We start from the raw sequence: 21,580 nt of genomic DNA, 5'->3' as shown, positions 1-21,580 counted from the left end.
CCGGCACCGACCGCTCCTAGATGGACCGGCGTGGGCGCGATCGGGCGCATTCGGCGCTTCGCTCACAAGATGGAGACCACCCCATGAATTTCATCAAAGCCATCGTCGCTGCCGGCATGGTCGCCGCTTCGACGTCCGCCTTCGCTGCCGATATTACCGGCGCAGGCGCGACGTTCCCCTTCCCGATCTATTCGAAGTGGGCTGACGCCTACAAGAAGGAGACCGGCAACGGTCTGAACTACCAGTCGATCGGCTCCGGCGCCGGCATCAAGCAGATTCAGGCCAAGACCGTGACCTTCGGCGCTACCGACGCGCCGCTCAAGGCCGAGCAGCTCGAGAAGGACGGCCTCGTCCAGTGGCCGATGGTGATGGGCGCGATCGTGCCGGTCGTGAACCTCGAAGGCATCAAGCCGGGCGAGCTGATCCTGTCGGGCGAGGTGCTCGGCAACATCTATCTCGGCAAGATCACCAAGTGGAACGACGAGGCGATCGCCAAGCTGAACCCGAAGCTGAAGCTGCCGGCGGACGCCATCACCGTCGTGCGCCGTTCGGACGGTTCGGGCACCACCTTCAACTTCACCGACTATCTCTCCAAGTCGAATGCCGACTGGAAGTCCAAGGTCGGTTCGGGCACTGCGGTCGAGTGGCCGGTTGGCGTCGGCGCCAAGGGCAACGAAGGCGTTGCCGGCAACATCAGCCAGACCAAGAACGCGATCGGCTATGTCGAATACGCCTACGCCAAGCAGAACAAGCTGACCTACACCGCCCTGGTCAACAAGGCCGGCAAGACCGTGCAGCCGACCATGGAAGCCTTCCAGGCCGCTGCGTCGAACGCCGACTGGGCCAAGGCTCCCGGTTACTACGTGATCCTGACCGACCAGCCGGGCGATGCCTCCTGGCCGATCACCGCCGCGACCTTCATCCTGATGCACAAGGACTCGACTGACAAGGCGGCCTCGCAGGAAGCGCTCAAGTTCTTCAAGTACGCTTTCGAGAAGGGCGACAAGGCGGCCGAGGAGCTCGACTACATCCCGATGCCGGACTCGGTCGTCAAGCTGATCGAGAAGACCTGGGCCTCTGACATCAAGAGCTGAGTCCGAAGCGTTGCGAATGCGACCTGCGCCGCCCTGCGGCGGCACAGGTTGAAGTGCCAGAGCCTGCTCCGTCATGACCCATAAAAACCATGGAGCTCGGGCTCACGTGTCCTGCAGGGCGCAGCCGGAATGACGCCCGGTCGAACAGCGTCGGTGAAGATCGCTTCGGGGCGTAGCGGTTTGCGTTCTTTTCAAATACTAAAGAGGGGATAGGCGTGGCAGACATGGCTGTTCAGGGCGATGTGATGGAAGCCGCCGGTCCGTATGATCGCGCCAAGGCTCTCAGTGCCTTCAAGCTCGGTGACGCCACCTTCTACTGGATCACCCGCGTTTCGGCGATCTCGGTCCTCCTGATCCTCGGCGGCATCATCCTGTCGCTGATCATCGGTGCCTGGCCCGCGATGCGGGAATACGGGTTCTCCTTCCTGTTCACGCAGCGCTGGGCGCCCTCGGCCGATCCGCCGGTGCTCGGCGCGCTCGGCCCGATCTACGGCACCCTGATCACGTCGGTGATCGCAATGCTGATCGCGATCCCCGTCGGCATCGGCATTGCCGTGTTCCTCACCGAGCTGTGCCCGCAATGGCTGCGCCGTCCGATCGGCATCGCGGTCGAACTGCTCGCCGGCATTCCGTCGATCATCTACGGCATGTGGGGCTTCTTCGTGCTGGGACCGTTCCTCGCCAACACGTTCCAGCCGTTCATGATCCGGATTTTCGACGGCGTGCCGGTGCTGGGCGCGATCTTCGCCGGTCCGCCATCCTATCTCAGCCTGTTCAACGCCTCGCTGATCCTCGCCATCATGGTGCTGCCGTTCATCACCGCGATCTCGGTCGACGTGTTCAAGACCGTGCCGCCGGTGCTGAAGGAAGCCGCCTACGGCATGGGCTGCACCACCTGGGAAGTCGTCCGCAGCGTCGTGATCCCCTATACGCGGGTCGGCGTGATCGGTGGCATCATGCTGGCGCTCGGCCGCGCGCTCGGCGAGACCATGGCGGTGACCTTCATCATCGGCAACTCGTTCCGCATCTCCTCGTCGATCTTCGCGCCCGGCACCACGATCTCGGCGGCGATCGCCTCCGAATTCGCCGAGAGCGACGGGCTGCATCAGTCCGGCCTGATCCTGCTCGGCCTGCTGCTGTTCGTCTTGACCTTCTTCGTGCTCGCCGCGGCGCGTCTGATGCTGATGCGGCTCGAGATGAAGGCGGGGAAGTAACGCCATGAACCCGATCTACAAATCCCGCCGCCGCAACGACATCATCATCCGCGCGCTCTGCTACGGCGCCGCAGCGTTCGGCGTCACCTGGCTGGCCCTGATCCTGCTGACGCTGCTCTACAACGGCATTGCCGGCCTGAGCGTGCAGCTGTTCACCCAGAACACACCGCCGCCCGGCTCGACCGAGGGCGGCCTGCTGAACGCGATCGTCGGCTCGATCATCATGACCGTGATCGGGGTCGGCATCGGCGCGCCGCTTGGCCTGTTCGCCGGCACCTATCTTGCCGAATATGGCAAGCATGACCGGCTCACCTCGGTGATCCGCTTCATCAACGACATCCTGCTCAGCGCGCCCTCGATCATCATCGGCCTGTTCATCTACGGCGCGGTGGTGGTGCCGATGCGCGGTTTCTCGGCGATCGCCGGCGCGCTGGCGCTCGCCGTCATCGTCATCCCGGTCGTGCTGCGCACCACCGAGGACATGCTGCTGCTGGTGCCCAACCCGCTGCGTGAGGCGGCCTCCGCGCTCGGCCTGCCGCGCTCGCTGGTGATCAAGCGGATCGCCTACCGTGCGGCCCGCTCGGGCCTGATCACCGGCGTGCTGCTGGCCACCGCCCGCGTCGCCGGCGAGACCGCGCCGCTGCTGTTCACGGCGCTGTCGAACCAGTTCTTCAGCCTCAGCCTGAACAAGACGATGGCCAATCTGCCGGTGACCATCAACAACTTCGTGCAAAGCCCCTACGCCTACTGGAAGGAGTTGGCTTGGAGCGGCGCATTGCTCATCACCTTCACCGTGCTCGCGCTCAATATCGGCGCGCGCATCCTTGGTGCCGAAAGGGCCGCAAAATGACCGAGCTTTCGATTTCGACGACCGCTGCTGGCCACGTTCCGCAGGCGCCGCTTCCTGAAGCCGCGCCGAAGGTCACGGCACGCAACCTCAACTTCTATTACGGCGAGCACCACGCGCTGAAGAACATCAACCTGACGCTCGGCACCAACCGCGTCACGGCGTTCATCGGCCCGTCGGGCTGCGGCAAGTCGACCCTGCTGCGGATCTTCAACCGGATGTACGACCTCTATCCGGGCCAGCGCGCGGTCGGCCAGCTGATGCTGGACCAGACCAACATTCTCGATCCCAAGCTCGACCTCAACCTGCTGCGGGCGCGGGTCGGCATGGTGTTCCAGAAGCCGACGCCGTTCCCGATGACAATCTACGAGAACATCGCCTTCGGCATCCGCCTCTATGAGAAGATCTCGAAGTCCGAGATGGACGGCCGCGTCGAGAAGGCGCTGCGCGGCGGCGCGCTGTGGAACGAGGTCAAGGACAAGCTGAACGCATCCGGCCTGTCGCTTTCCGGCGGCCAACAGCAGCGCCTGTGCATCGCCCGCACGGTGGCGGTGCGGCCCGAAGTGATCCTGTTCGACGAGCCGTGCTCGGCGCTCGATCCGATCTCGACCGCCAAGGTCGAGGAGCTGATCCAGGAGCTCTCCGAGGACTACACGATCGCCATCGTCACTCACAACATGCAGCAGGCGGCGCGCGTCTCCGACAAGACCGCCTTCATGTATCTCGGCGAGTTGATCGAGTTCGACGACACCAACAAGATCTTCACCTCGCCGAGCGATCGGCGCACCCAGGACTACATCACCGGCCGGTTCGGCTAGAGCACGATGCTCAAGGGGACATGAGATCATGATCCTTCGGGACCATGGTTGAAGGAGACAAGCAATGGCTTCTGAACATACCGCCAAGGCATTCGACAGCGACCTGCAGGAATTGACCCGCCTGGTCGCCGAGATGGGCGGCCTCGTCGAGCGCATGATCACCGAGTCCGTAGAGGCGCTGATTCGCCGCGACGTCGCGCTCGGCAAGCGCGTGGTCGCCGCCGACATCGAGATCGACAGCCTGCAGCGCGTCATCGAGGAGCGCGCGGTGCTGACCATCGCCCGTCGCCAGCCGATGGCGATCGACCTGCGCGAGATCGTCGGTGCGATGCGGGTGGCGACCGACCTCGAGCGGATCGGCGACCTCGCCAAGAACATGGGCAAGCGCGTCGCGGCGCTGGAGAGCGATTTCCAGCCGCTGAAGCTGATCCGCGGCCTCGAGCACATGACCGACCTCGTGCTCTCGCAGGTGAAGTCGGTGCTCGACGCCTACGCCGCGCACGACCTGCCGGCGGCGATGAACGTCTGGAAGGGCGACGAGGAGGTCGACGCGATCTGCACCTCGCTGTTCCGCGAGCTTTTGACCTACATGATGGAAGACCCGCGCAACATCTCGTTCTGCATCCATCTGATGTTCTGCGCCAAGAACATCGAGCGGATCGGCGACCACGCCACCAATATCGCCGAGACCGTGTTCTACATGATCGAAGGCCAGCAGATCACCGACCAGCGCCCGAAGGGCGACATGACGACGTTCGCCACCACGGTGCCGGGCAACTAGAGCACGATCCGGAAAAGTATGTAGCGGTTTTCCGACAAGATCGTGCTCATCAGGAAGATGAGCGTTTCGGTTCGCGTCTGGGCAACGGATCAAGACAGAGAGAGAACTTAGACCGATGAGCGCACGCATTCTGGTAGTCGAAGACGAGGAAGCGCTGACGACGCTGTTGCGCTACAACCTCGATGCCGAAGGCTACGATGTCGAGACGGTCGGGCGCGGCGACGACGCCGATACCCGCCTGAAGGAGCGCGTTCCCGACCTCGTGGTGCTCGACTGGATGCTGCCGGGCCTGTCCGGCATCGAGCTGTGCCGCCGCCTGCGGGCACGTCCCGAGACCAAGCAGCTTCCGATCATCATGCTGACCGCGCGCGGCGAGGAGAGCGAGCGCGTGCGCGGGCTCGCCACCGGCGCCGACGACTACATCGTCAAGCCGTTCTCGGTGCCGGAGCTGCTGGCGCGGGTGAAGGGCCTGCTCCGCCGCGCCAGCCCCGAGCGGCTCGCCACGGTGCTGACCTATGGCGACATCGAGCTCGACCGCGAGAAGCGCCGCGTCGCGCGCTCCGGCCGCCCGATCGACCTCGGCCCGACCGAGTACCGCCTGCTCGAATTCTTCCTCGAGCATCCCGGCCGCGTGTTCAGCCGCGAACAGCTGCTCGACAGCGTCTGGGGCCGCGACATCTATATCGACGAGCGCACCGTCGACGTGCATATCGGCCGCCTGCGCAAGCTGCTCAATCCGGGCCGCGAGCAGGACCCGATCCGCACCGTCCGCGGCGCCGGCTACGCGCTCGACGACCGTTTTGCGAAGGCCGAGCCGCAGCAGTAAGGCGTAAGGGCACGCGGCGCGCACCGAGATCACGTCGTCCTGGCCTTCACCGGGACGACGTTGCAGATAATACTTTAGCCTTACTTGATCTGCGGCTTGTTCGACGGCCGGCGGCGATCGGCGGCGGGCTGGTAGGCGACGCGCGAGTGATGGGCGCAATAGGGCAGGCCGCTGAGCGCCTTGCCGCCGCAGAAAAAGAATTCCGGGCTCGAGGGATCGCCGACCGGCCAGTGGCAGGTGGCCTCGTTCAATTCGAGCAGCGACAGCCGCTGGCTCATCGGCACCACATTGTCGTAGGCGATCGGATCCGGCTCCAGCTCGACCTCGAAGGCGTGCGCCAGAGCGGTGTTGCCGCGTGATACCGGACGCGACACCCGCATCATGTGCTGGGCGGGCCGCGCCTTGCGCGGCCGCGGCGCGGCGGTGGAGGGCGCCTTGGCGCGGCCGGACAGGCCGAGCCGGTGCACTTTGCCGATCACGGCGTTCCGCGTCACATTGCCAAGTTCCGCCGCGATCTGGCTGGCCGACAGGCCACTCTCCCAGAGCTTCTTCAGCTGTTCGACGCGATCGTCAGACCAGGTCAATGTCGTCATCGCTTCTTCCCTTCGCAGAGCGCCGGCCAGGCAATGGCGGCGCTGCGGGCCAATTCCGTCCAAAAATCCCTGCGGTCAGAATCCCTTAACCCTCGCCGGGCGCGGTGTTGCGCTCGAACGTTTACGCAGAACTAAAGGCTACTTAGAGGGTCCAGTACCGCCGCACGAGATGTCGTACCCGACAGGCCAAACGCTACAATATGGCGTGACTCTGGCGCAAGAGTCCGCGGCTGCGCGTCCACATGTTCCGACACTTAAGCATTGCAATCGGCCTTTTCCACCGCGCCGGAATAATCCGGATTGCGCGCGTTTCGCCGCGCAGAAAGCCCCTTTCGGGGCGATTGACACTTACCGGGCGCAGCATAGAATGCCTGTTACGTGCCGCCCGAAAGCGGCACGTTTTGTTTTTTCGAAGCTGGCCGTTGCTGCGCTGGCATTAAGGCGCGCGGCAGTTGTCGGCTTCAAAACCCGTCAGTGATCGCCATGACCAACAGCGCCGCCTCGCATCTGCTCCCCGTCTTCGCCAGGGTCGACCTCGGCTTCGAGCGCGGTGAGGGCGCCTGGCTGATCGCAACCAACGGCGAGCGCTATCTCGACTTCACCTCCGGTGTCGCGGTGAACGCGCTCGGGCACGCCCATCCGCATCTGGTCAAGGCGCTGCAGGAACAGGCGACCAAGCTCTGGCACATGTCGAACCTGTTCAAGAGCCCGGACGGCGAGGTGCTGGCTGCGCGGCTGTGCGAGCAGAGCTTTGCCGACTTCGTGTTTTTCTGCAATTCCGGCGCCGAGGCAATGGAAGGCGTGATCAAGCTGGTCCGCCACTATCACTTCTCCAAGGGGCATTCCGAGCGTTATCGCATCATCACCTTCGAGGGCGCCTTCCACGGCCGCACGCTCGCCACGCTCGCTGCCACCGGCTCGGCCAAATATCTCGAAGGCTTCGGCCCGCCGATGGATGGCTTCGACCAGGTGCCGCATGGCGACATCGAGGCGGTGAAAAAGGCGATCGGCCCGCAAACCGCCGGCATCCTGATCGAGCCGGTGCAGGGCGAGGGCGGCGTGCGCGGCGCCCCACAGGCCTTCTTCAAGGCGCTGCGCCAGCTCTGCGACGAGCACGGCCTGCTGCTCGCCTTCGACGAGGTGCAGACCGGCATGGGCCGCACCGGCGAACTGTTTGCCTACAAGCGCACCGGCGTCACGCCGGACGTGATGTCGCTGGCCAAGGCGCTCGGCGGCGGTTTCCCGATCGGCGCGGTGCTGGCGAGCGCCAAGGCCGCGGAGGGCATGGCGCCCGGTTCGCACGGCTCGACTTTCGGCGGCAATCCGCTGGCGGTGGCCGCGGCCAATGCCGTGCTCGACGTCATGCTCAAGCCCGGCTTCTTCGAGCACGTGCAGAAGATGTCGCTGCTGCTCAAGCAGAAGCTCGCGTCCGTGGTCGACCGCTATCCGTCCGTGCTCTCTGAAGTGCGCGGCGAGGGCCTCCTGATCGGCGTCAAGGCCGTGGTGCCCTCGAGCGACCTGATCGTCGCGCTGCGCAACGAGAAGCTGCTCACCGTCGGCGCCGGCGACAATGTGGTGCGCTTCCTGGCGCCGCTGATCGTCACCGAGGCCGAGATCGACCAGTCGATCACAGCGCTCGAGCGCGCCTGCGCCGCATTGTCGGCGCAGCCGAAGAAGGCGGCAGGGTGATGAGCAAGCCCGTGCGTCACTTCCTCGATATCAACGAGCTGCCGCTCGCCGAGTTGCGCAACATGCTCTCAGCCGGCGCTGCCATGAAGGCCAAGCTGAAGGCCCATGAGAAGGGCAGGAAGCCGCTGGAGGGCAAGACCCTGGCGATGATCTTCGAGCGCCCCTCGACCCGCACGCGGGTGTCGTTCGACGTCGGCATGCGCCAGCTCGGCGGCGAATCGATCATGCTGACTGGCGCCGAGATGCAGCTCGGCCGCGGCGAGACCATCGCCGACACCGCGCGCGTGCTGTCGCGCTATGTCGATGCGATCATGATCCGCATCCTCAACCACGATGCGCTGCTCGAGCTCGCTGCCCACGCCACCGTGCCCGTCATCAACGGGCTGACCCGGCGTTCGCACCCCTGCCAGGTGATGGCCGACCTCATGACCTATGAGGAGAACCGCGGCTCGATCGAGGGCAAGACGGTGGCCTGGACCGGCGACGACAACAACGTGCTGGCCTCCTGGGCGCACGCCGCCGAACGCTTCAAGTTCCAGCTCAATGTCGCGACCCCGCCGGAGCTCGCGCCGAAGAAGCCGATGCGCGACTGGATCAAGGCGACCAATGCGCCGATCGTGCTCGGCACCGATCCGGAGGCCGCGGTGCGCGGCGCCGACTGCGTCGTCACCGATACCTGGGTGTCGATGGGCGACAAGGAGGGCGAGCACCGCCACAACGTGCTGCGGCCCTATCAGGTCAATGCCAAGCTGATGTCGCTGGCCAAGCCCGACGCGCTGTTCATGCACTGCCTGCCCGCACATCGCGGCGAGGAGGTCACCGACGAGGTGATCGACGGCCCGCAGTCGGTGGTGTTCGACGAGGCAGAAAACCGCCTGCATGCGCAGAAGGGCATTCTGGCCTGGTGCTTTAACGAGGTCGCGTAGGCGTTCTTGCGTTCCCCGGATGCTGCACAGCGCGCCGCCCTTGCGGCGCGGTGCGCTGCTGTTCCGGACCTATGCCGCGACAAAGAAGTGGGTCCCGGCTCTGCGAAGCGGCTTTGCACGCTGCTCCGCGTCCGGGACACAGCCCCTTTCGATTTCCGACTTGAGACCCCAGATAGAGCGCCATGGTTTCACAATCCCCCGACATCAAAATCCAGGCCGAGGCGCCGGTTCGCGCGCCTTCGGCGGTTCCTGTTGACGATGCCGTGCTGGCCTTCGAGGTCGGCGCGCTGGACCTGCGCGGACGGCTGACCCGGCTCGGCCCCGCGCTCGACGAGATCCTGCACAAGCACGATTATCCGGCCGCGGTGGGCAAGCTGCTCGGCGAGGCCATCGTGCTGACGACGCTGCTCGGCTCTTCCGTGAAGTTCGAGGGCCGCTTCATCCTGCAGACCCGGACCGAAGGACCGGTCTCGCTGCTGATCGTCGATTTCCAGGCACCGGACCGACTGCGCGCCTATGCGCGCTACGATAAGGCGCGTTTGCAGGACGGCCAGAGTTCGGGCGAGCTGCTCGGCAAGGGCCATCTGGCGATGACCATCGACCAGGGCTCGAACACCAGCCGCTACCAGGGGCTGGTCGCGCTCGACGGCGGCAGCCTGGAAGACGCCGCCCATGAGTATTTCCTGCGCTCCGAGCAGATTCCGACCCGGGTGCGGCTTGCGGTCGGCGAGGAGATGCGCGGCGGCGAGCGCGGCAAGCTGCACTGGCGCGCCGGTGGCATCCTGCTCCAGTTCCTGCCGAAGTCGCCCGAACGCGCCAAGCAGGCCGATCTGCATCCCGGCGACGCGCCGGAGGGCACCGTCACCCACTCGGTGCCGGACGACGATGCCTGGGTCGAGGGCCAGTCGCTGATCTCGACGGTGGAAGATGTTGAGCTGATCGATCCGGATCTATCCGGCGAGCGGCTGCTGTACCGCCTGTTCCACGAACGCGGCGTCCGCGTCTTCGCCCCGCAATCGCTCCGGGCGCAGTGCTCCTGCTCGCGCGATGCGGTGTCCTCGATGCTGAAGAGCTTTGCGCCCAAGGATCGCGCCGACATGGTCAAGGACGGCAAGGTCGTCGTGACCTGCGAGTTCTGCTCGTCGGTGTATGAATTCACGCCGGACGAAGCGGGCGTGGAGTAGACACGCCGTCACCGTAGCCCGGATGCAGCGTAGCGAAATCCGGGGCGGTCCAACCGCGGACAGCTCCTGCCCCGGATGGCGCTGCGCTGCATCCGGGCTACGCAGCTACAGTACCGCCGTCGCAGCAGGCCTCAGTTCAACACCCGCTTGCCGCCCGGGCTGGGGCTGTCCAGCGAGAATGTCGGCACTGCGATGTCGAAACGCTCGCCGCTTTCCGAGACCATCTGGTAGCTGCCGGTCATGAAGCCGGAGGCGGTCGGCAGCGGTACGCCGGAGGTGTATTCGAAGCGCTCGCCGGGCGCGAGCGTCGGCTGCTCGCCGACCACGCCCTCGCCGCGCACTTCCTGGCGGCGGCCGGTGGCGTCGGTGATGATCCAGTGCCGCGTGCGCAACTGCACCGTCTCCGTTCCCGAATTGGTGATGGCGATCTTGTATGACCAGAAATATTCGCGCCGCTCGACCGACGAGCGATCCGGCATGAAGTTCGGCTCGACGGTGACTTCGATCTGGCGGGTGACGGCGCGGTACATCAGGCTCAAATCCGGTGATCTCAAGCGCATGATCCGGCGCGGCGCGGCCGCCCGATTCGATTATGCTCAACAAGTCGCCATCATAGCGAATTGATGCGGCGGAACCAATCGCCTGCCAGGCGGCGAAACGCCGGCCCGAACGGGCCCTCGGCATCGCGGTTTCAACATAGTTCCGTTCTAAAGCGCGCCCGATTCCGCCGAACTCGGCGCTTTGTCCGCAAGTCGCGGGCCGATATTATGTTTTCTGCGAGCGCGCGGATTTTCCTCGAGCCGCTTTGGTGTGTGTGATGAGCTCGATTGCCGATCCCATAGCCGGCGCGCCGGCGGCTGAGGCCAAGGTGGCAAAGGCCGAGGTGAGCAAGGCCGCGGCGGCCGCGCCGGCGATCACGCTGCCGGCGGCCGGCGAGCGCGAGCTCAGGCTCGACCTGTTCCGCGGTCTCGCGCTGTGGCTGATCTTCATCGATCATCTGCCGACCAACCTGCTCACCTGGCTCACCATCCGCAACTACGGCTTCTCCGACGCCACCGAGATCTTCATCTTCATCTCCGGCTACACCGCGGCCTTCGTCTATGGCCGCGCGATGCTGGAGGCCGGCTTCGTGGTGGCGAGCGCGCGCGTGCTGCGCCGGGTCTGGCAGATCTACGTCGCGCATGTCTTCCTGTTCACGATCTTCCTCGCCGAGATCTCCTATGTCGCGACCTCGTTCGAGAACCCGTTGTACTCGGAAGAAATGGGGATCATGGACTTCCTCAAGCAGCCCGATGTCACCATTGTGCAGGCGCTGCTGCTGCGCTTCCGTCCGGTCAACATGGACGTGCTGCCGCTCTATATCGTCCTGATGCTGTTCCTGCCGCTGATCCTGTGGCTGATGAAGTGGAAGCCGGACGTCGCGCTCGGCCTGTCGGTCTTGCTCTACGCCGTGACCTGGCAGTTCGATCTCTATCTGTCGGCCTATCCGAACGGCGTCTGGGCGTTCAATCCGTTCGCCTGGCAATTGCTATTCGTGTTCGGCGCCTGGTGCGCGCTCGGCGGCGCGCGGCGGATGTCGCGCATCCTGTCGTCGAACGTCACGATGTGGCTCTGCATCGCCTATCTCGTCGCGTCGTTCTTCGTGACGCTGACCTGGCACGTGCCGCAGCTCGGCCACATCATGCCCAAGGTGATCGAGCAGTGGATGTACCCGATCAACAAGACCGACCTTGACGTGCTGCGCTTTGCGCACTTCCTGGCGCTCGCCGCGCTCACCGTGCGCTTCCTGCCCAAGGACTGGCCGGGACTGAAATCGTGCTGGCTGCGACCTTTGATCCTGTGTGGCCAGCATTCCCTTGAGATATTCTGCCTCGGCGTCTTCCTCGCCTTTGCCGGTCATTTCGTGCTCGCCGAGGTGGCGGGCGGTGCCGCACTGCACGCCTTGATCAGCGTCAGCGGCATCCTCATCATGTCGGGCATGGCGTGGATCATTTCGTGGTACAAGCACTCTGCCGACAAGGGCGCCGCGCGAAAGGGCGCCGGCGGCAACGCCGATCTGGCGGGAGGGGGAGCATGAAGTCCGCGCGGACGATGCTGGTCCTGACGCTGTCCGCCGCCGGCCTGGCGGCCGTTCTGGCGGCGGCGCCTGCGCGCGCCGGCGAGACCGCCGAGCCGCCCGCGCCGTGCGAGGTGCCGGCCTATCTGATGACCACCGAAAGCAAGTTGCCGAGGGTCGCCGACGCCGTGAAGGCAAACCAGCCGCTGAACGTGCTCGTGGTGGGCAGCCGCTCCTCCACCATTGCCGGCAACGAAGCGAGCGCCTATCCGGCCAAGCTGCAGGCGGCCCTGAAGGAAGCGCTGCCGTCGACGACCATCGATCTATCCGTAGAACTACAGGGGAAGAGCATCGCCGAGGAGACCGCGAGCACGCTCGTTAAGCTTGTTGAGGCAAAAAAGCCTACTTTGGTGATCTGGCAGACCGGAACCGTTGATGCTATGCGAGCGGTCGATCCCGACGATTTTCGCACTGCCATCGACGACGGCGTCGTTGCGCTGCAGAAGTCCGGGACCGACGTGGTGCTGGTCAATCTGCAATACAGCCCGCGGACCGAGACGATGATTTCCGCGCCGCCCTATCTCGACAACATGAAGGTGGTGGCGCAGCAGCACGACGTGCCGCTGTTCGACCGCTTCGCGATCATGAAGCAGTGGAGCGATGCGGGTTATTTCGACCTGTTCAGCACCTCGCACGGTGTCGATCTCGCCAAGAAGGTTCATGGCTGCCTCGGCCGCGCCCTGGCGAAGTTCGTGATCGATGCGGCCCATCTCGGCCCGGCGCAGCAGAATTAGAGCATGATCGGGAAAAGTGTGCAGCGGTTTTCCGGACAGATCATGCTTAACGAAGAGAGCATGATCCGGAATAGTGCGGAGCCGTTTTCCGGAAAGGTCATGCTAAAATAGGAGAGCCAGAGCGCGATGACGGCTCAAGCTCATCGCGCTCTGGAGTGTATCAGAGGAAGCAGAGTAGATGCGTTTCGACTTCCCTTTTCATGCAGCCACATGGCGACGCGCCTGCGCCGTCGCGGCGCTCGCACTGCTGACGCCGATCGCGGCCGCGCCGTCGCACGCGCAGACCGCGTCGTCAGGCCAGCACGCGGCGCTGGCGCCGGGCGCGAAAGCCGAGGCCGCCAAGCCTGATGCCAGCACTGCTGCAGCCACCGACACCGCCGCTGCACAACAGCCGGGCATCGCCGCCAAGACAATCGACAGGACCATCGACAAGGTGAAGCAGGTCGCGAAATCCGCCGGCGACATCTTCCACCGCGTGCCGTGCCAGCAGCCCAAGGGCGTGCCGAACACCACCGGCTCGCTGCCGCACGTCGCGGCCAAGCTCGCGGCCGGCAAACCGGTCGTCATCATCGCGTTCGGCTCGTCGTCGACCGAGGGCTACGGCTCGTCGTCGCCGGAATTCACCTATCCGAACCGGCTCGCCGCACAGCTGAAGCGGCAGTATCCCTCCGCCGACATCACCGTGGTCAACCGCGGGAAGGGCGGCGAGGACGCGCCCGAGATGATGAAGCGGCTGCAGACCGAAGTGATCGATGCGCGCCCCGACATGGTGATCTGGCAGGTCGGCACCAACGCGCTGCTGCGCGGCCTCGATCCGGCCGAAACCGAGAAGCAGGTCGAGGACGGCGTGGCGCGCATCCAGGCCGCCGGCGCCGACGTCGTGCTGGTCGATCCGCAATATTCGCCGCGCGTCACCGAACGCCCCGAGAGCGCGCGCGGCATGGTGAAGCTGCTCGGCCGCATCGCCGCGCTGCGCCACGTCGGCCTGTTCCCGCGCTTCGAGGTGATGCGCGACTGGCACGAGCGGCAGGCGATCCCGATCAACGATTTCGTCACCGCCGACGGCCTGCACATGAACGACTGGGGCTACGCCTGCTTCGCCCAGCTGCTCGGCGACGACATCATCCGCTCGGTCGGCCAGATCAAGCTCGGCGTCAACGTGCCGGCGGATGTACGGACGTATCGGCCGATGTGAGAGGCTTTTGCCCGCTCCATCGCCGCCATCCTGAGGTGCGAGCCTCTTCGGCGAGCCTCGAAGGATGAATCGGCCCGGCTGGTGGCCGTGCATCCTTCGAGGCTCGCAAGAGCTTGCACCTCAGGATGACGGATTTGGCAAGTCGGGATGACGTAGCGCCACCGCGCATCACCCAGCTTGACCTCGCCGCGCCAATCCGCTCCCTTGGCGCCAGAGCAATCCCCGTCGAGCCCAAGGGAAACCGCCCATGTCATTCGTGCTGGCCATCGATCAGGGCACCACATCGTCGCGCGCCATGGTGTTTCGCGGCGACATCTCCATCGCTGCCGTTGCGCAGCAGGAGTTTCCGCAGCATTTTCCGGCCTCCGGCTGGGTCGAGCACGAGCCGGAGGACATCTGGACCTCGACCGTGATGGTGTGCCGCGACGCGCTGGAGAAGGCCGGCCTGAAGGCAAAGGACATCGCTGCGATCGGCATCACCAACCAGCGCGAGACCACCGTGGTATGGGACCGCGCCACCGGCCAGGCCGTGCACCGCGCCATCGTCTGGCAGGACCGCCGCACCGCCGACATCTGCGCCAGGCTGAAAGCCGAAGGCCACGAGCCGGCGATCTCGGCCAAGACCGGCCTGATCATCGATCCCTATTTCTCCGGCACCAAAGTCGCCTGGATCCTCGACCACGTGCCGGGCGCGCGCGAGCGCGCCGAGCGCGGCGAGCTGTTGTTCGGCACCGTCGATTGCTATCTGCTGTGGCGGCTCACCGGCGGCAAGGTGCACGCCACCGACGCCACCAACGCCTCGCGCACGCTGCTGTTCAACATCCACACCGGCGCGTGGGATGATGACCTGATCAAGCTGCTGCGCGTACCGCGTTCGATGCTCCCGGAGGTGAAGGATTCCTCCGCCCGCTTCGGCGAGAGCACCGCTGATCTTTTTGGGGGCCCGATCGCGATCTCGGGCATCGCCGGCGACCAGCAGGCCGCCACCATCGGCCAGGCCTGCTTCGAGCCCGGCATGATGAAGTCGACCTACGGCACCGGTTGCTTCGCGCTGCTCAACACCGGCACCACGCCGGTCGCCTCGAAGAACAAGCTGCTCACCACCATCGCCTATCAGCTCGCGGGACGGCGCACCTACGCGCTCGAGGGCTCGATCTTCGTCGCCGGCAGCGCCGTGCAGTGGCTGCGCGACGGTATCAGACTCATCAAGCAGGCCGCCGAGACCGGGCCGCTCGCCGACAAGGCCGACAGCACGCAGAGCGTCTACCTGGTGCCGGCCTTCGTCGGCATGGGCGCGCCGTACTGGAATCCGCGCGTGCGCGGCGCGCTGATCGGGCTGACCCGCAACACCGGCCCGGCCGAGATCGCACACGCGACGCTGGAGAGCGTCTGCTACCAGACCTTCGATCTGTGGGCCGCGATGCGCACCGACTGGCCGGAGGCCAATGCCGCCAACACCGTGCTGCGCGTCGACGGCGGCATGACCGCCTCCGACTGGACCATGCAGCGGCTCGCCGATCTGCTCAACGCGCCGGTCGACCGCCCGATGATCCAGGAGACCACGGCACTCGGCGCGGCCTACCTCGCCGGCCTCGACGCCGGCGTCTATCCGGAGCCGGCAAGATTCGCCGACAATTGGCGTCTCGAGCACCGCTTCAAGCCGGCGATGAGCCAGGCCACCCGCGAGCGCAAGCTGGCGGGGTGGGCCCGCGCGGTGAAGGGCGTGCTGGCGAGCGACGAGGGGGAGTAGGCGCGCGATGCCGCTGCCCGACGGTTACTCCGACGTCCCATCAGGCAAGATCGCCGCCGTCGTCACGCATCTGGAGATGACGCAGCCGCCGCCCCGGCGCGACGATCCGCCCGGCGCATGGCGCCTGGGCCGTGTCGAGCAGCCCGCGCTCGATTGGTACCGCGACCTCTACCGCCGCGTCGGCGAGGAGTGGCTGTGGTTCACCCGCACGCGGCTCGGCGACGGGGCGCTCGCCGCGACCATCCGGGCGCCCGGCATCGAAGTCTACGCGCTGGTCGTGGACGGCCGCGACGAGGGTCTGCTCGAACTGGATTTCCGCGAGCGCGGCCATTGCGAGCTGGTCTATTTCGGCGTCACCGCAAAGTTCATCGGCACCGGCGCCGCCCGCTTCCTCATGAACCGCGCGCTGGAGCTCGCGTGGCGCAACGGCGTGCAGCGTATCTGGGTGCACACCTGCACCTTCGACCATCCGTCCGCCGTCGCCTTCTACCAGCGCTCCGGCTTTCGTCCGTTCCGGCGGCAGATCGAGGTGGCGGATGATCCGCGGCTCAACGGCACGGCGCCGCGCGATGTGGCGCGACACGTGCCGGTGATCGGGTAGCCGGCGCCACAGACTCAGCGGTCGTCCCTGCTTGGTGTCTCACGTCACGATCCGGTTGCAATGCAGCGCACCCGATCTAGACTGCTGCAAAGCGCAACCTTTGTCCCCGGCGTGGCCGTGATCTGCGAAAGCTCTGCTTTCGCAGATCACCTCGCCGCGGCATGACCGACGAGATGACAGATGTTCCTGATCGGCCAGTACGACTCGCCCTTCGTCCGCCGCACCGCGATCGCGCTGCAGCTCTACGGAATCCCGTTCGAGCACAAGCCATGGTCGACCTTCGGCGACGCCGAGCAGGTCGCGGTCTACAACCCGCTGCGGCGAGTGCCGACGCTGGTGCTCGATGACGGCGAGGCGCTGATCGAGAGCGGCGCGATCCTGGATCATCTCGACGAGTTGGTCGGGCCGGAGCGGGCGATGATCGCGCGTTCGGGCGCGGAGCGGCGCCGGCATCTGCGCATCACTGCGCTGGCGACCGGGCTGGCCGACAAGGCGGTGAGCCTGATCTATGAGCGGGTGCTGCGCAAGGAGCAGCTCAAACTCTGGGTCGAGCGCTGCGAGGCGCAGATTTCAGGCGTGCTCGGCGTGCTGGAAGAGGAGCGCGCCCAGGTCACAGCACCGTATTGGCTCGGTGACCGGATCGGCCACGCCGACATCGCGGTCGCCTGCGCGCTGCGCTTCACCGGCGAAGCCCATCCGCATCTGTTCGATGCGCGCTACGCCGCGCTGCAGGCCCACGCCGCCCGCTGCGAAGCACTGCCGCCGTTCCAGCAGATCGTCCAGCTGCTGGCGCCGCCGAGCGGCTAGCGCGTCGCGCTGCCTCTTCGCTCATCCGCTGCATCGAGCTTCGCATGTCAAGGGACGCTCCAGCGGAAGGGTTCCCTCCCCTTTGCGGGCGAGGGTCAGGGAGAGGGCTATCACACGACTGCTCTCTCCGTTTGCGTTCGACAGCGCTTGAATTGCGAGAAGCTCGCTTCCTTCGATCATCTCGCCCGGGAGCACCCCCAACCCTCCCCTGCAAGGGGGAGGGAGCCTGAACGGCTCGCCTCACTTTGGCGAGGCAACGCGCATGGTCCGCGGATCATCACGGCGTCCCCGACATCCCTGTTGACTCCACCTCAGATCGTTATAAAACATAACTATTCTGAACAGGACACAATAAGGCCATGGGAAACGCCGCCGCGAGTGAGGCTCTGCTCCAGATCGAGACGCGGGGCGCGGTGCTGACCGTGGGGCTCAACCGGCCCGCCAAGCGCAATGCGCTGAACGACGGCATCATCCTGGCGCTGCAGGACTGCTTCTCCGGGATTCCCGACGACGCCGGCGCGGTGGTGATCCACGGCATCGGCGATCACTTCTCCTCCGGCCTCGACCTTTCCGAACTGACCGAACGCGACGCCACCGAGGGGCTCGTGCATTCCCAGATGTGGCACCGCGTGTTCGACCGCGTGCAATATTGCCGGGTGCCTGTCATCGCGGCGCTGAAGGGCGCGGTGATCGGCGGCGGGTTGGAGCTCGCCTGCGCTGCGCATATCCGCGTCGCCGAACCGTCGGCCTATTTCGCGCTGCCCGAGGGTCAGCGCGGCATCTTCGTCGGCGGCGGTGGCTCGGTGCGGCTGCCGCGCCTGATCGGCGTGCCGCGGATGATGGACATGATGCTGACCGGGCGGGTCTATTCCGCAACCGAAGGCTCGGCCTACGGCTTTTCGCAATATCTCACCAGGGACGGCGGCGCGCTGCCGAAGGCGCTGGAACTGGCCGAACGGGTCGCCGCCAACGCGCCGCTGACCAATTTCGCCGTGCTGCAGGCGCTGCCGATGATCGCCGAGGCCAATCCGCAGACCGGGCTGCTGATGGAATCGCTGATGGCGACCGTCGCGCAGAGCGACAAGGAAGCCAAGAAGCGGATCCGCGCCTTCCTCGACCGCAAGACCGCCAAGGTGAAGCCGACATGAGTGCAAAGCCGGACACCTCAGCGCCCGCGGCCGCCGCGCATCCGCTGCGCCCGATCTCGTTCGGCAATCCTGATGTCACGGTCGAGCGCCACGACGACGGCACCATCTATCTGCGGCCAAAACTGGCGCTCGCAGACTATCCCGTCCGCATCACCGACCGCCTGCATCACTGGGCGAAAACCGAGCCGAACCGCGTGTTCATGGCCGAGCGCGCGCCCGGCGGCTGGCGGCAGATCACTTACGCGCAATTGCTGGAAACGACGCGGCGCATCGGCTCGGCGCTGATCGCGCGCGGACTGTCGGCGGAGCGGCCGATCGTGATCCTATCGGGCAATTCGATCGACCACGCGCTAGTCGCCTTCGGCGCGCTCTATGCCGGCATTCCGTTCTGCCCGGTGTCGCCGGCCTATTCGCTGGTGTCGCGCGACTACAGCAAGCTCAATTTTGTCATCAAGCTGCTAACGCCGGGGCTCGTCTTCGTCGACGACGTCGGCAAGTTCGCCGATGCGCTGCGCGCCAATGTCGCCCGCGATGTCGAGATCGCTGCGACGCGCGGCGAGCTGGACGGCCGCAAGGTGACGCGGCTCGCCGACCTCATGGCGGCGCCCGAGGACCCGCGGCTCGATGCTGTCCATGACGGCATCGGGCCTGACACGATCGCAAAATTCCTGCTGACCTCGGGGTCAACAGGCAATCCCAAAGCTGTCATCAACACCCAGCGCATGATCTGCGCAAACCAGGTGATGCTGCGCGAGACGCTGGCTTTCCTGAAGGACGAGCCGCCGGTGATCGTCGACTGGCTGCCGTGGAATCACACCTTCGGCGGCAACCACAATATCGGGCTGACGCTCTACAATGGCGGCTCGATGTATCTCGACGAGGGCAAGCCGACGCCCGACGGCATCGAGGAAACGGTGCGAAACCTGCGCGAGATCTCGCCGACGGTCTATTTCAACGTGCCCAAAGGTTATGAGGCGCTGCTGCCGTATCTGCGCGACGATGCCGGGCTGCGCGAAAAATTCTTCGGCCGGCTGCATGCGATGTTTTTCTCGGGCGCGGCGCTGTCGCCGTTCGTCTGGAACAGCCTCGACGAGCTCGCGGTAGCGGAGAAGGGCTATCGCGTGCCCATGCTGACCGGGCTCGGCGCCACCGAGACCTCGCCGTTCTTCATGTCGGTGCGTCCCGACACCAGCCGCTCCGGCCATGTCGGGCTTCCGGTGTCGGGCAACGACGCCAAGCTGGTGCCGAACAACGGCAAGCTCGAGGTGCGCGCCAAGGGCCCGAACGTCACGCCGGGCTACTGGCGCCAGCCCGAGCTGACCGCCAAGGCGTTCGACGAAGAAGGCTTCTACAAGTTCGGCGATGCGCTGAAGCCCGCCGATCCCGGTGATTTCGATGCCGGCTTCGATTTTGACGGCCGCATTGCCGAGGATTTCAAGCTGGCAAGCGGCACCTGGGTCAGCGTCGGTCCGCTGCGCGCGCGGTTCGTCGGCGCCTGTGCGCCGCTGGTGCGCGACGTCGTGATCGCCGGCATCAACCGCGACGAGCTCGCGGCGATCGTGATCCTCGATCTGGACGGCTGCCGCCTGATCAACCCGAGCCTCGCCGCCAATGACATCGCGGCGGCGGCGAACGATCCGGCGGTGCGCGCGGCGTTCCGCGAGCGCTTCGCGCGCGTGCTCGCCGGCGCCACCGGCTCGTCCAACCGCATCCGCCGCGCCATCCTGCTCGACACCCCGCTGTCGATCGATCGCGGCGAGGTCACCGATAAGGGTTCGATCAACCAGCGCGCGGTGCTGGAGCATCGCACCGCGCTGATCGAGACGCTCTATGCGCCGGTGCCGCCGGCATCCGTGATCACACTGACCTGATTTCGCGAGAGGAGAACGCCATGCAGTTGAAGGACCAGGCCGCCATCGTCACCGGAGGTGCATCGGGATTGGGCGCCGCCACCGCGCGCCTGCTGGCCGCGCAGGGCGCCAGGGTTGCGGTCTGCGACCTCAACGCCAAGCTCGCCGAAACCGTCGCGGCCGAGATCGGTGGCATTGCGCTGGTCTGCGACGTCGCCGATGCCGCCGCCGCGGAAGCCGCGGTCGCGCAGGCCGCCAAGGCGCACGGCCCGGCGCGCGTGCTGGTGAACTGCGCCGGCATCGGCGTCGCCAAGCGCGTGATCGGCCGCGAGGGGCCGATGGCGCTCGCCGATTTCGACAAGGTGATCAAGGTCAACCTGATCGGTTCCTTCAACATGCTGCGGCTTGCGACCGCAGACATGTCGAAGCTGGAGCCGCTGGCGACCGGCGAGCGCGGCGTCGTGATCTGCACCGCCTCGGTCGCGGCCTATGACGGCCAGATTGGGCAGGCGGCCTATTCGGCCTCGAAGGGCGGCATCGTCGCGATGACGCTGCCGATCGCGCGCGAGCTCGCGCAGTTCGGCATCCGCGTGCTGACTATCGCGCCGGGCCTGTTCATGACGCCGCTGCTCGCGGGCTTGCCGCAGGAGGCGCAGGACTCGCTCGCCGCCGCGATTCCGTTCCCGCGCCGGCTCGGCCAGGCCGACGAGTTCGCCTCGCTGGCGCTGCACATGATCGACAATCCCTATCTGAACGGCGAAGTGGTGCGGCTCGATGCCGCGCTTCGAATGGCGCCGCGCTAGAGCATGATCCGGAAAAGTGCGAAGCGGTTTTCCGACAAGATCATGCTCAAGACAAAGAGGCGTCATCGTGCGATCTTTGAGATCGCATCCTGATCGAGGTCAATCATGTTCGTCAATCGCCGCGACGTGCAGATCCAGTGGGGCGACTGCGATCCCGCCAACATCGTCTACTATCCGCGCTACTTCGCGATGTTCGACGACTCGACATCGATCATGTTCGAAGCTGCCGGCTTCTCGAAGCAGGACCTCGTGCACAAATACGGCCTGGTCGGCATTCCCATGGTCGACACGCGGGCGAAATTCCACATCCCGTCGACCCATGGCGACTGGATTACCATCGAGACGCGGATCGAGAGCATCAAGCGCTCGAGCTTCGAGGTGACGCATCGCGTGTTCAAGGGCGAGCGGCTTGCCATCGAGGCCTTCGAGACACGGGTGCTGGTCGGCCGCCATCCCGACGATCCCGACAAGTTGAAATCGGCACCATTTCCGCCGGAGATGGTCGATCGCTTCACGAGTAGCTGACGTGTTCATCATGGGCGACTTGCAGCCGCTCATGACCTAAAGAAGGGGCTGAATTGGCCCATAGAACCGGTTTAAACCG

21 protein-coding genes are annotated in these 21,580 nt (G+C 65.7%); 19 read left to right on the top strand and 2 right to left on the bottom strand.

Going from position 1 to position 21,580, the window contains the following annotated elements:
* The first annotated feature begins 83 nt into the window (after nt 1-83).
* The 6 genes from pstS to phoB all read left to right on the top strand — a co-directional run bounded on the left by pstS (nt 84) and on the right by phoB (nt 5,580).
* Complete coding sequence (gene pstS, locus J6500_RS23025; RefSeq protein WP_225714981.1) at nt 84-1,094, top strand: phosphate ABC transporter substrate-binding protein PstS; 1,011 nt, start codon at nt 84-86, stop codon at nt 1,092-1,094.
* A gap of 224 nt (nt 1,095-1,318) precedes the next feature.
* On the top strand, nt 1,319-2,308 hold the full coding sequence (gene pstC / locus J6500_RS23020) for a phosphate ABC transporter permease subunit PstC (RefSeq protein WP_225714980.1): 990 nt from the start codon (nt 1,319-1,321) through the stop codon (nt 2,306-2,308).
* Nucleotides 2,309-2,312: 4 nt separating this feature from the next.
* Nucleotides 2,313-3,158: a phosphate ABC transporter permease PstA gene (gene pstA / locus J6500_RS23015; RefSeq protein WP_225714979.1), complete on the top strand. Its 846-nt coding sequence runs from the start codon at nt 2,313-2,315 to the stop codon at nt 3,156-3,158.
* Nucleotides 3,155-3,973 carry a phosphate ABC transporter ATP-binding protein PstB gene (gene pstB, locus J6500_RS23010; protein WP_139480341.1) on the top strand — a complete coding sequence of 273 codons (819 nt, stop codon included), beginning with the start codon at nt 3,155-3,157 and terminating at the stop codon, nt 3,971-3,973. The genes pstA and pstB overlap by 4 nt, the downstream gene beginning before the upstream one ends.
* 64 nt (nt 3,974-4,037) lie before the next feature.
* Nucleotides 4,038-4,754 carry a phosphate signaling complex protein PhoU gene (gene phoU, locus J6500_RS23005; protein WP_225714978.1) on the top strand — a complete coding sequence of 239 codons (717 nt, stop codon included), beginning with the start codon at nt 4,038-4,040 and terminating at the stop codon, nt 4,752-4,754.
* Between the two features lie 115 nt (nt 4,755-4,869).
* Nucleotides 4,870-5,580 (top strand): phosphate regulon transcriptional regulator PhoB, encoded by a 711-nt coding sequence (gene phoB / locus J6500_RS23000; protein ID WP_139480339.1) that lies wholly within the window; start codon nt 4,870-4,872, stop codon nt 5,578-5,580.
* 80 nt (nt 5,581-5,660) lie between these two features.
* Here phoB and J6500_RS22995 read toward each other — a convergent pair whose 3' ends face one another.
* Nucleotides 5,661-6,173 carry a GcrA family cell cycle regulator gene (locus J6500_RS22995; protein WP_225714977.1) on the bottom strand — a complete coding sequence of 171 codons (513 nt, stop codon included), beginning with the start codon at nt 6,171-6,173 and terminating at the stop codon, nt 5,661-5,663.
* A 483-nt stretch (nt 6,174-6,656) separates the two neighbouring features.
* On the opposite strand from J6500_RS22995, the gene J6500_RS22990 reads away from it, so the two are divergent.
* The 3 genes from J6500_RS22990 (at nt 6,657) to J6500_RS22980 (ending at nt 9,972) form a co-directional block, all read left to right on the top strand.
* The gene (locus tag J6500_RS22990; protein WP_225714976.1) at nt 6,657-7,862 is read left to right on the top strand and encodes an aspartate aminotransferase family protein; all 1,206 of its coding nucleotides are present in this window, start codon (nt 6,657-6,659) and stop codon (nt 7,860-7,862) included.
* On the top strand, nt 7,862-8,788 hold the full coding sequence (argF, locus tag J6500_RS22985) for an ornithine carbamoyltransferase (protein ID WP_225714975.1): 927 nt from the start codon (nt 7,862-7,864) through the stop codon (nt 8,786-8,788). The genes J6500_RS22990 and argF overlap by 1 nt, the downstream gene beginning before the upstream one ends.
* Before the next feature lie 182 nt (nt 8,789-8,970).
* Nucleotides 8,971-9,972 (top strand): Hsp33 family molecular chaperone, encoded by a 1,002-nt coding sequence (locus tag J6500_RS22980; RefSeq protein WP_225714974.1) that lies wholly within the window; start codon nt 8,971-8,973, stop codon nt 9,970-9,972.
* A 131-nt stretch (nt 9,973-10,103) separates the two neighbouring features.
* Here J6500_RS22980 and apaG read toward each other — a convergent pair whose 3' ends face one another.
* Nucleotides 10,104-10,502 carry a Co2+/Mg2+ efflux facilitator ApaG/CorD gene (gene apaG, locus J6500_RS22975; protein WP_225715037.1) on the bottom strand — a complete coding sequence of 133 codons (399 nt, stop codon included), beginning with the start codon at nt 10,500-10,502 and terminating at the stop codon, nt 10,104-10,106.
* A 287-nt stretch (nt 10,503-10,789) separates the two neighbouring features.
* On the opposite strand from apaG, the gene J6500_RS22970 reads away from it, so the two are divergent.
* The 10 genes from J6500_RS22970 (at nt 10,790) to J6500_RS22925 (ending at nt 21,501) form a co-directional block, all read left to right on the top strand.
* The gene (locus tag J6500_RS22970) at nt 10,790-12,049 is read left to right on the top strand and encodes an OpgC domain-containing protein (protein WP_225714973.1); all 1,260 of its coding nucleotides are present in this window, start codon (nt 10,790-10,792) and stop codon (nt 12,047-12,049) included.
* Nucleotides 12,046-12,822: an SGNH/GDSL hydrolase family protein gene (locus tag J6500_RS22965; protein ID WP_225714972.1), complete on the top strand. Its 777-nt coding sequence runs from the start codon at nt 12,046-12,048 to the stop codon at nt 12,820-12,822. Before J6500_RS22970 ends, J6500_RS22965 begins: the two co-directional genes overlap by 4 nt.
* 178 nt (nt 12,823-13,000) lie before the next feature.
* Nucleotides 13,001-14,017, top strand: a complete 1,017-nt coding sequence (locus J6500_RS22960; RefSeq protein WP_225714971.1) for an SGNH/GDSL hydrolase family protein — start codon at nt 13,001-13,003, stop codon at nt 14,015-14,017.
* Nucleotides 14,018-14,264: 247 nt separating this feature from the next.
* On the top strand, nt 14,265-15,767 hold the full coding sequence (glpK, locus tag J6500_RS22955) for a glycerol kinase GlpK (protein WP_225714970.1): 1,503 nt from the start codon (nt 14,265-14,267) through the stop codon (nt 15,765-15,767).
* A gap of 7 nt (nt 15,768-15,774) precedes the next feature.
* The gene (locus tag J6500_RS22950; protein WP_225714969.1) at nt 15,775-16,368 is read left to right on the top strand and encodes a GNAT family N-acetyltransferase; all 594 of its coding nucleotides are present in this window, start codon (nt 15,775-15,777) and stop codon (nt 16,366-16,368) included.
* Between the two features lie 180 nt (nt 16,369-16,548).
* Nucleotides 16,549-17,175 (top strand): glutathione S-transferase family protein, encoded by a 627-nt coding sequence (locus J6500_RS22945; RefSeq protein ID WP_225714968.1) that lies wholly within the window; start codon nt 16,549-16,551, stop codon nt 17,173-17,175.
* 359 nt (nt 17,176-17,534) lie between these two features.
* Complete coding sequence (locus tag J6500_RS22940; protein ID WP_225714967.1) at nt 17,535-18,323, top strand: crotonase/enoyl-CoA hydratase family protein; 789 nt, start codon at nt 17,535-17,537, stop codon at nt 18,321-18,323.
* Nucleotides 18,320-20,194, top strand: coding sequence for a feruloyl-CoA synthase (locus J6500_RS22935; protein WP_225714966.1), 1,875 nt, complete (start codon nt 18,320-18,322; stop codon nt 20,192-20,194). The genes J6500_RS22940 and J6500_RS22935 overlap by 4 nt, the downstream gene beginning before the upstream one ends.
* A gap of 20 nt (nt 20,195-20,214) precedes the next feature.
* Entirely contained in the window at nt 20,215-20,976 is a 762-nt protein-coding gene (locus J6500_RS22930) for an SDR family NAD(P)-dependent oxidoreductase (RefSeq protein WP_225714965.1), read from the top strand.
* Between the two features lie 105 nt (nt 20,977-21,081).
* Complete coding sequence (locus J6500_RS22925) at nt 21,082-21,501, top strand: acyl-CoA thioesterase (RefSeq protein WP_225714964.1); 420 nt, start codon at nt 21,082-21,084, stop codon at nt 21,499-21,501.
* Nucleotides 21,502-21,580 lie beyond the last annotated feature (79 nt).

It is taken from the genome of Bradyrhizobium semiaridum (genome assembly GCF_020329505.1).
GTDB classification, from domain to species: domain Bacteria; phylum Pseudomonadota; class Alphaproteobacteria; order Rhizobiales; family Xanthobacteraceae; genus Bradyrhizobium; species Bradyrhizobium semiaridum.
This window is presented reverse-complemented; position numbering and strand designations above follow the sequence as displayed.

Bases quoted from the DNA above. Each gene is read 5' to 3' on its own strand.
- phoU (WP_225714978.1), top strand. From the start codon at position 4,038: ATGGCTTCTGAACATACCGCCAAGGCATTCGACAGCGACCTGCAGGAA.
- pstC (WP_225714980.1), top strand. From the start codon at position 1,319: ATGGCTGTTCAGGGCGATGTGATGGAAGCCGCCGGTCCGTATGATCGC.
- pstS (WP_225714981.1), top strand. From the start codon at position 84: ATGAATTTCATCAAAGCCATCGTCGCTGCCGGCATGGTCGCCGCTTCG.
- argF (WP_225714975.1), top strand. From the start codon at position 7,862: ATGAGCAAGCCCGTGCGTCACTTCCTCGATATCAACGAGCTGCCGCTC.
- J6500_RS22950 (WP_225714969.1), top strand. From the start codon at position 15,775: ATGCCGCTGCCCGACGGTTACTCCGACGTCCCATCAGGCAAGATCGCC.
- glpK (WP_225714970.1), top strand. From the start codon at position 14,265: ATGTCATTCGTGCTGGCCATCGATCAGGGCACCACATCGTCGCGCGCC.
- J6500_RS22970 (WP_225714973.1), top strand. From the start codon at position 10,790: ATGAGCTCGATTGCCGATCCCATAGCCGGCGCGCCGGCGGCTGAGGCC.
- J6500_RS22925 (WP_225714964.1), top strand. From the start codon at position 21,082: ATGTTCGTCAATCGCCGCGACGTGCAGATCCAGTGGGGCGACTGCGAT.
- J6500_RS22995 (WP_225714977.1), bottom strand. From the start codon at position 6,173: ATGACGACATTGACCTGGTCTGACGATCGCGTCGAACAGCTGAAGAAG.
- pstA (WP_225714979.1), top strand. From the start codon at position 2,313: ATGAACCCGATCTACAAATCCCGCCGCCGCAACGACATCATCATCCGC.
- J6500_RS22945 (WP_225714968.1), top strand. From the start codon at position 16,549: ATGTTCCTGATCGGCCAGTACGACTCGCCCTTCGTCCGCCGCACCGCG.
- J6500_RS22940 (WP_225714967.1), top strand. From the start codon at position 17,535: ATGGGAAACGCCGCCGCGAGTGAGGCTCTGCTCCAGATCGAGACGCGG.
- J6500_RS22935 (WP_225714966.1), top strand. From the start codon at position 18,320: ATGAGTGCAAAGCCGGACACCTCAGCGCCCGCGGCCGCCGCGCATCCG.
- J6500_RS22980 (WP_225714974.1), top strand. From the start codon at position 8,971: ATGGTTTCACAATCCCCCGACATCAAAATCCAGGCCGAGGCGCCGGTT.
- phoB (WP_139480339.1), top strand. From the start codon at position 4,870: ATGAGCGCACGCATTCTGGTAGTCGAAGACGAGGAAGCGCTGACGACG.
- pstB (WP_139480341.1), top strand. From the start codon at position 3,155: ATGACCGAGCTTTCGATTTCGACGACCGCTGCTGGCCACGTTCCGCAG.
- J6500_RS22990 (WP_225714976.1), top strand. From the start codon at position 6,657: ATGACCAACAGCGCCGCCTCGCATCTGCTCCCCGTCTTCGCCAGGGTC.
- J6500_RS22930 (WP_225714965.1), top strand. From the start codon at position 20,215: ATGCAGTTGAAGGACCAGGCCGCCATCGTCACCGGAGGTGCATCGGGA.
- apaG (WP_225715037.1), bottom strand. From the start codon at position 10,502: ATGTACCGCGCCGTCACCCGCCAGATCGAAGTCACCGTCGAGCCGAAC.
- J6500_RS22960 (WP_225714971.1), top strand. From the start codon at position 13,001: ATGCGTTTCGACTTCCCTTTTCATGCAGCCACATGGCGACGCGCCTGC.
- J6500_RS22965 (WP_225714972.1), top strand. From the start codon at position 12,046: ATGAAGTCCGCGCGGACGATGCTGGTCCTGACGCTGTCCGCCGCCGGC.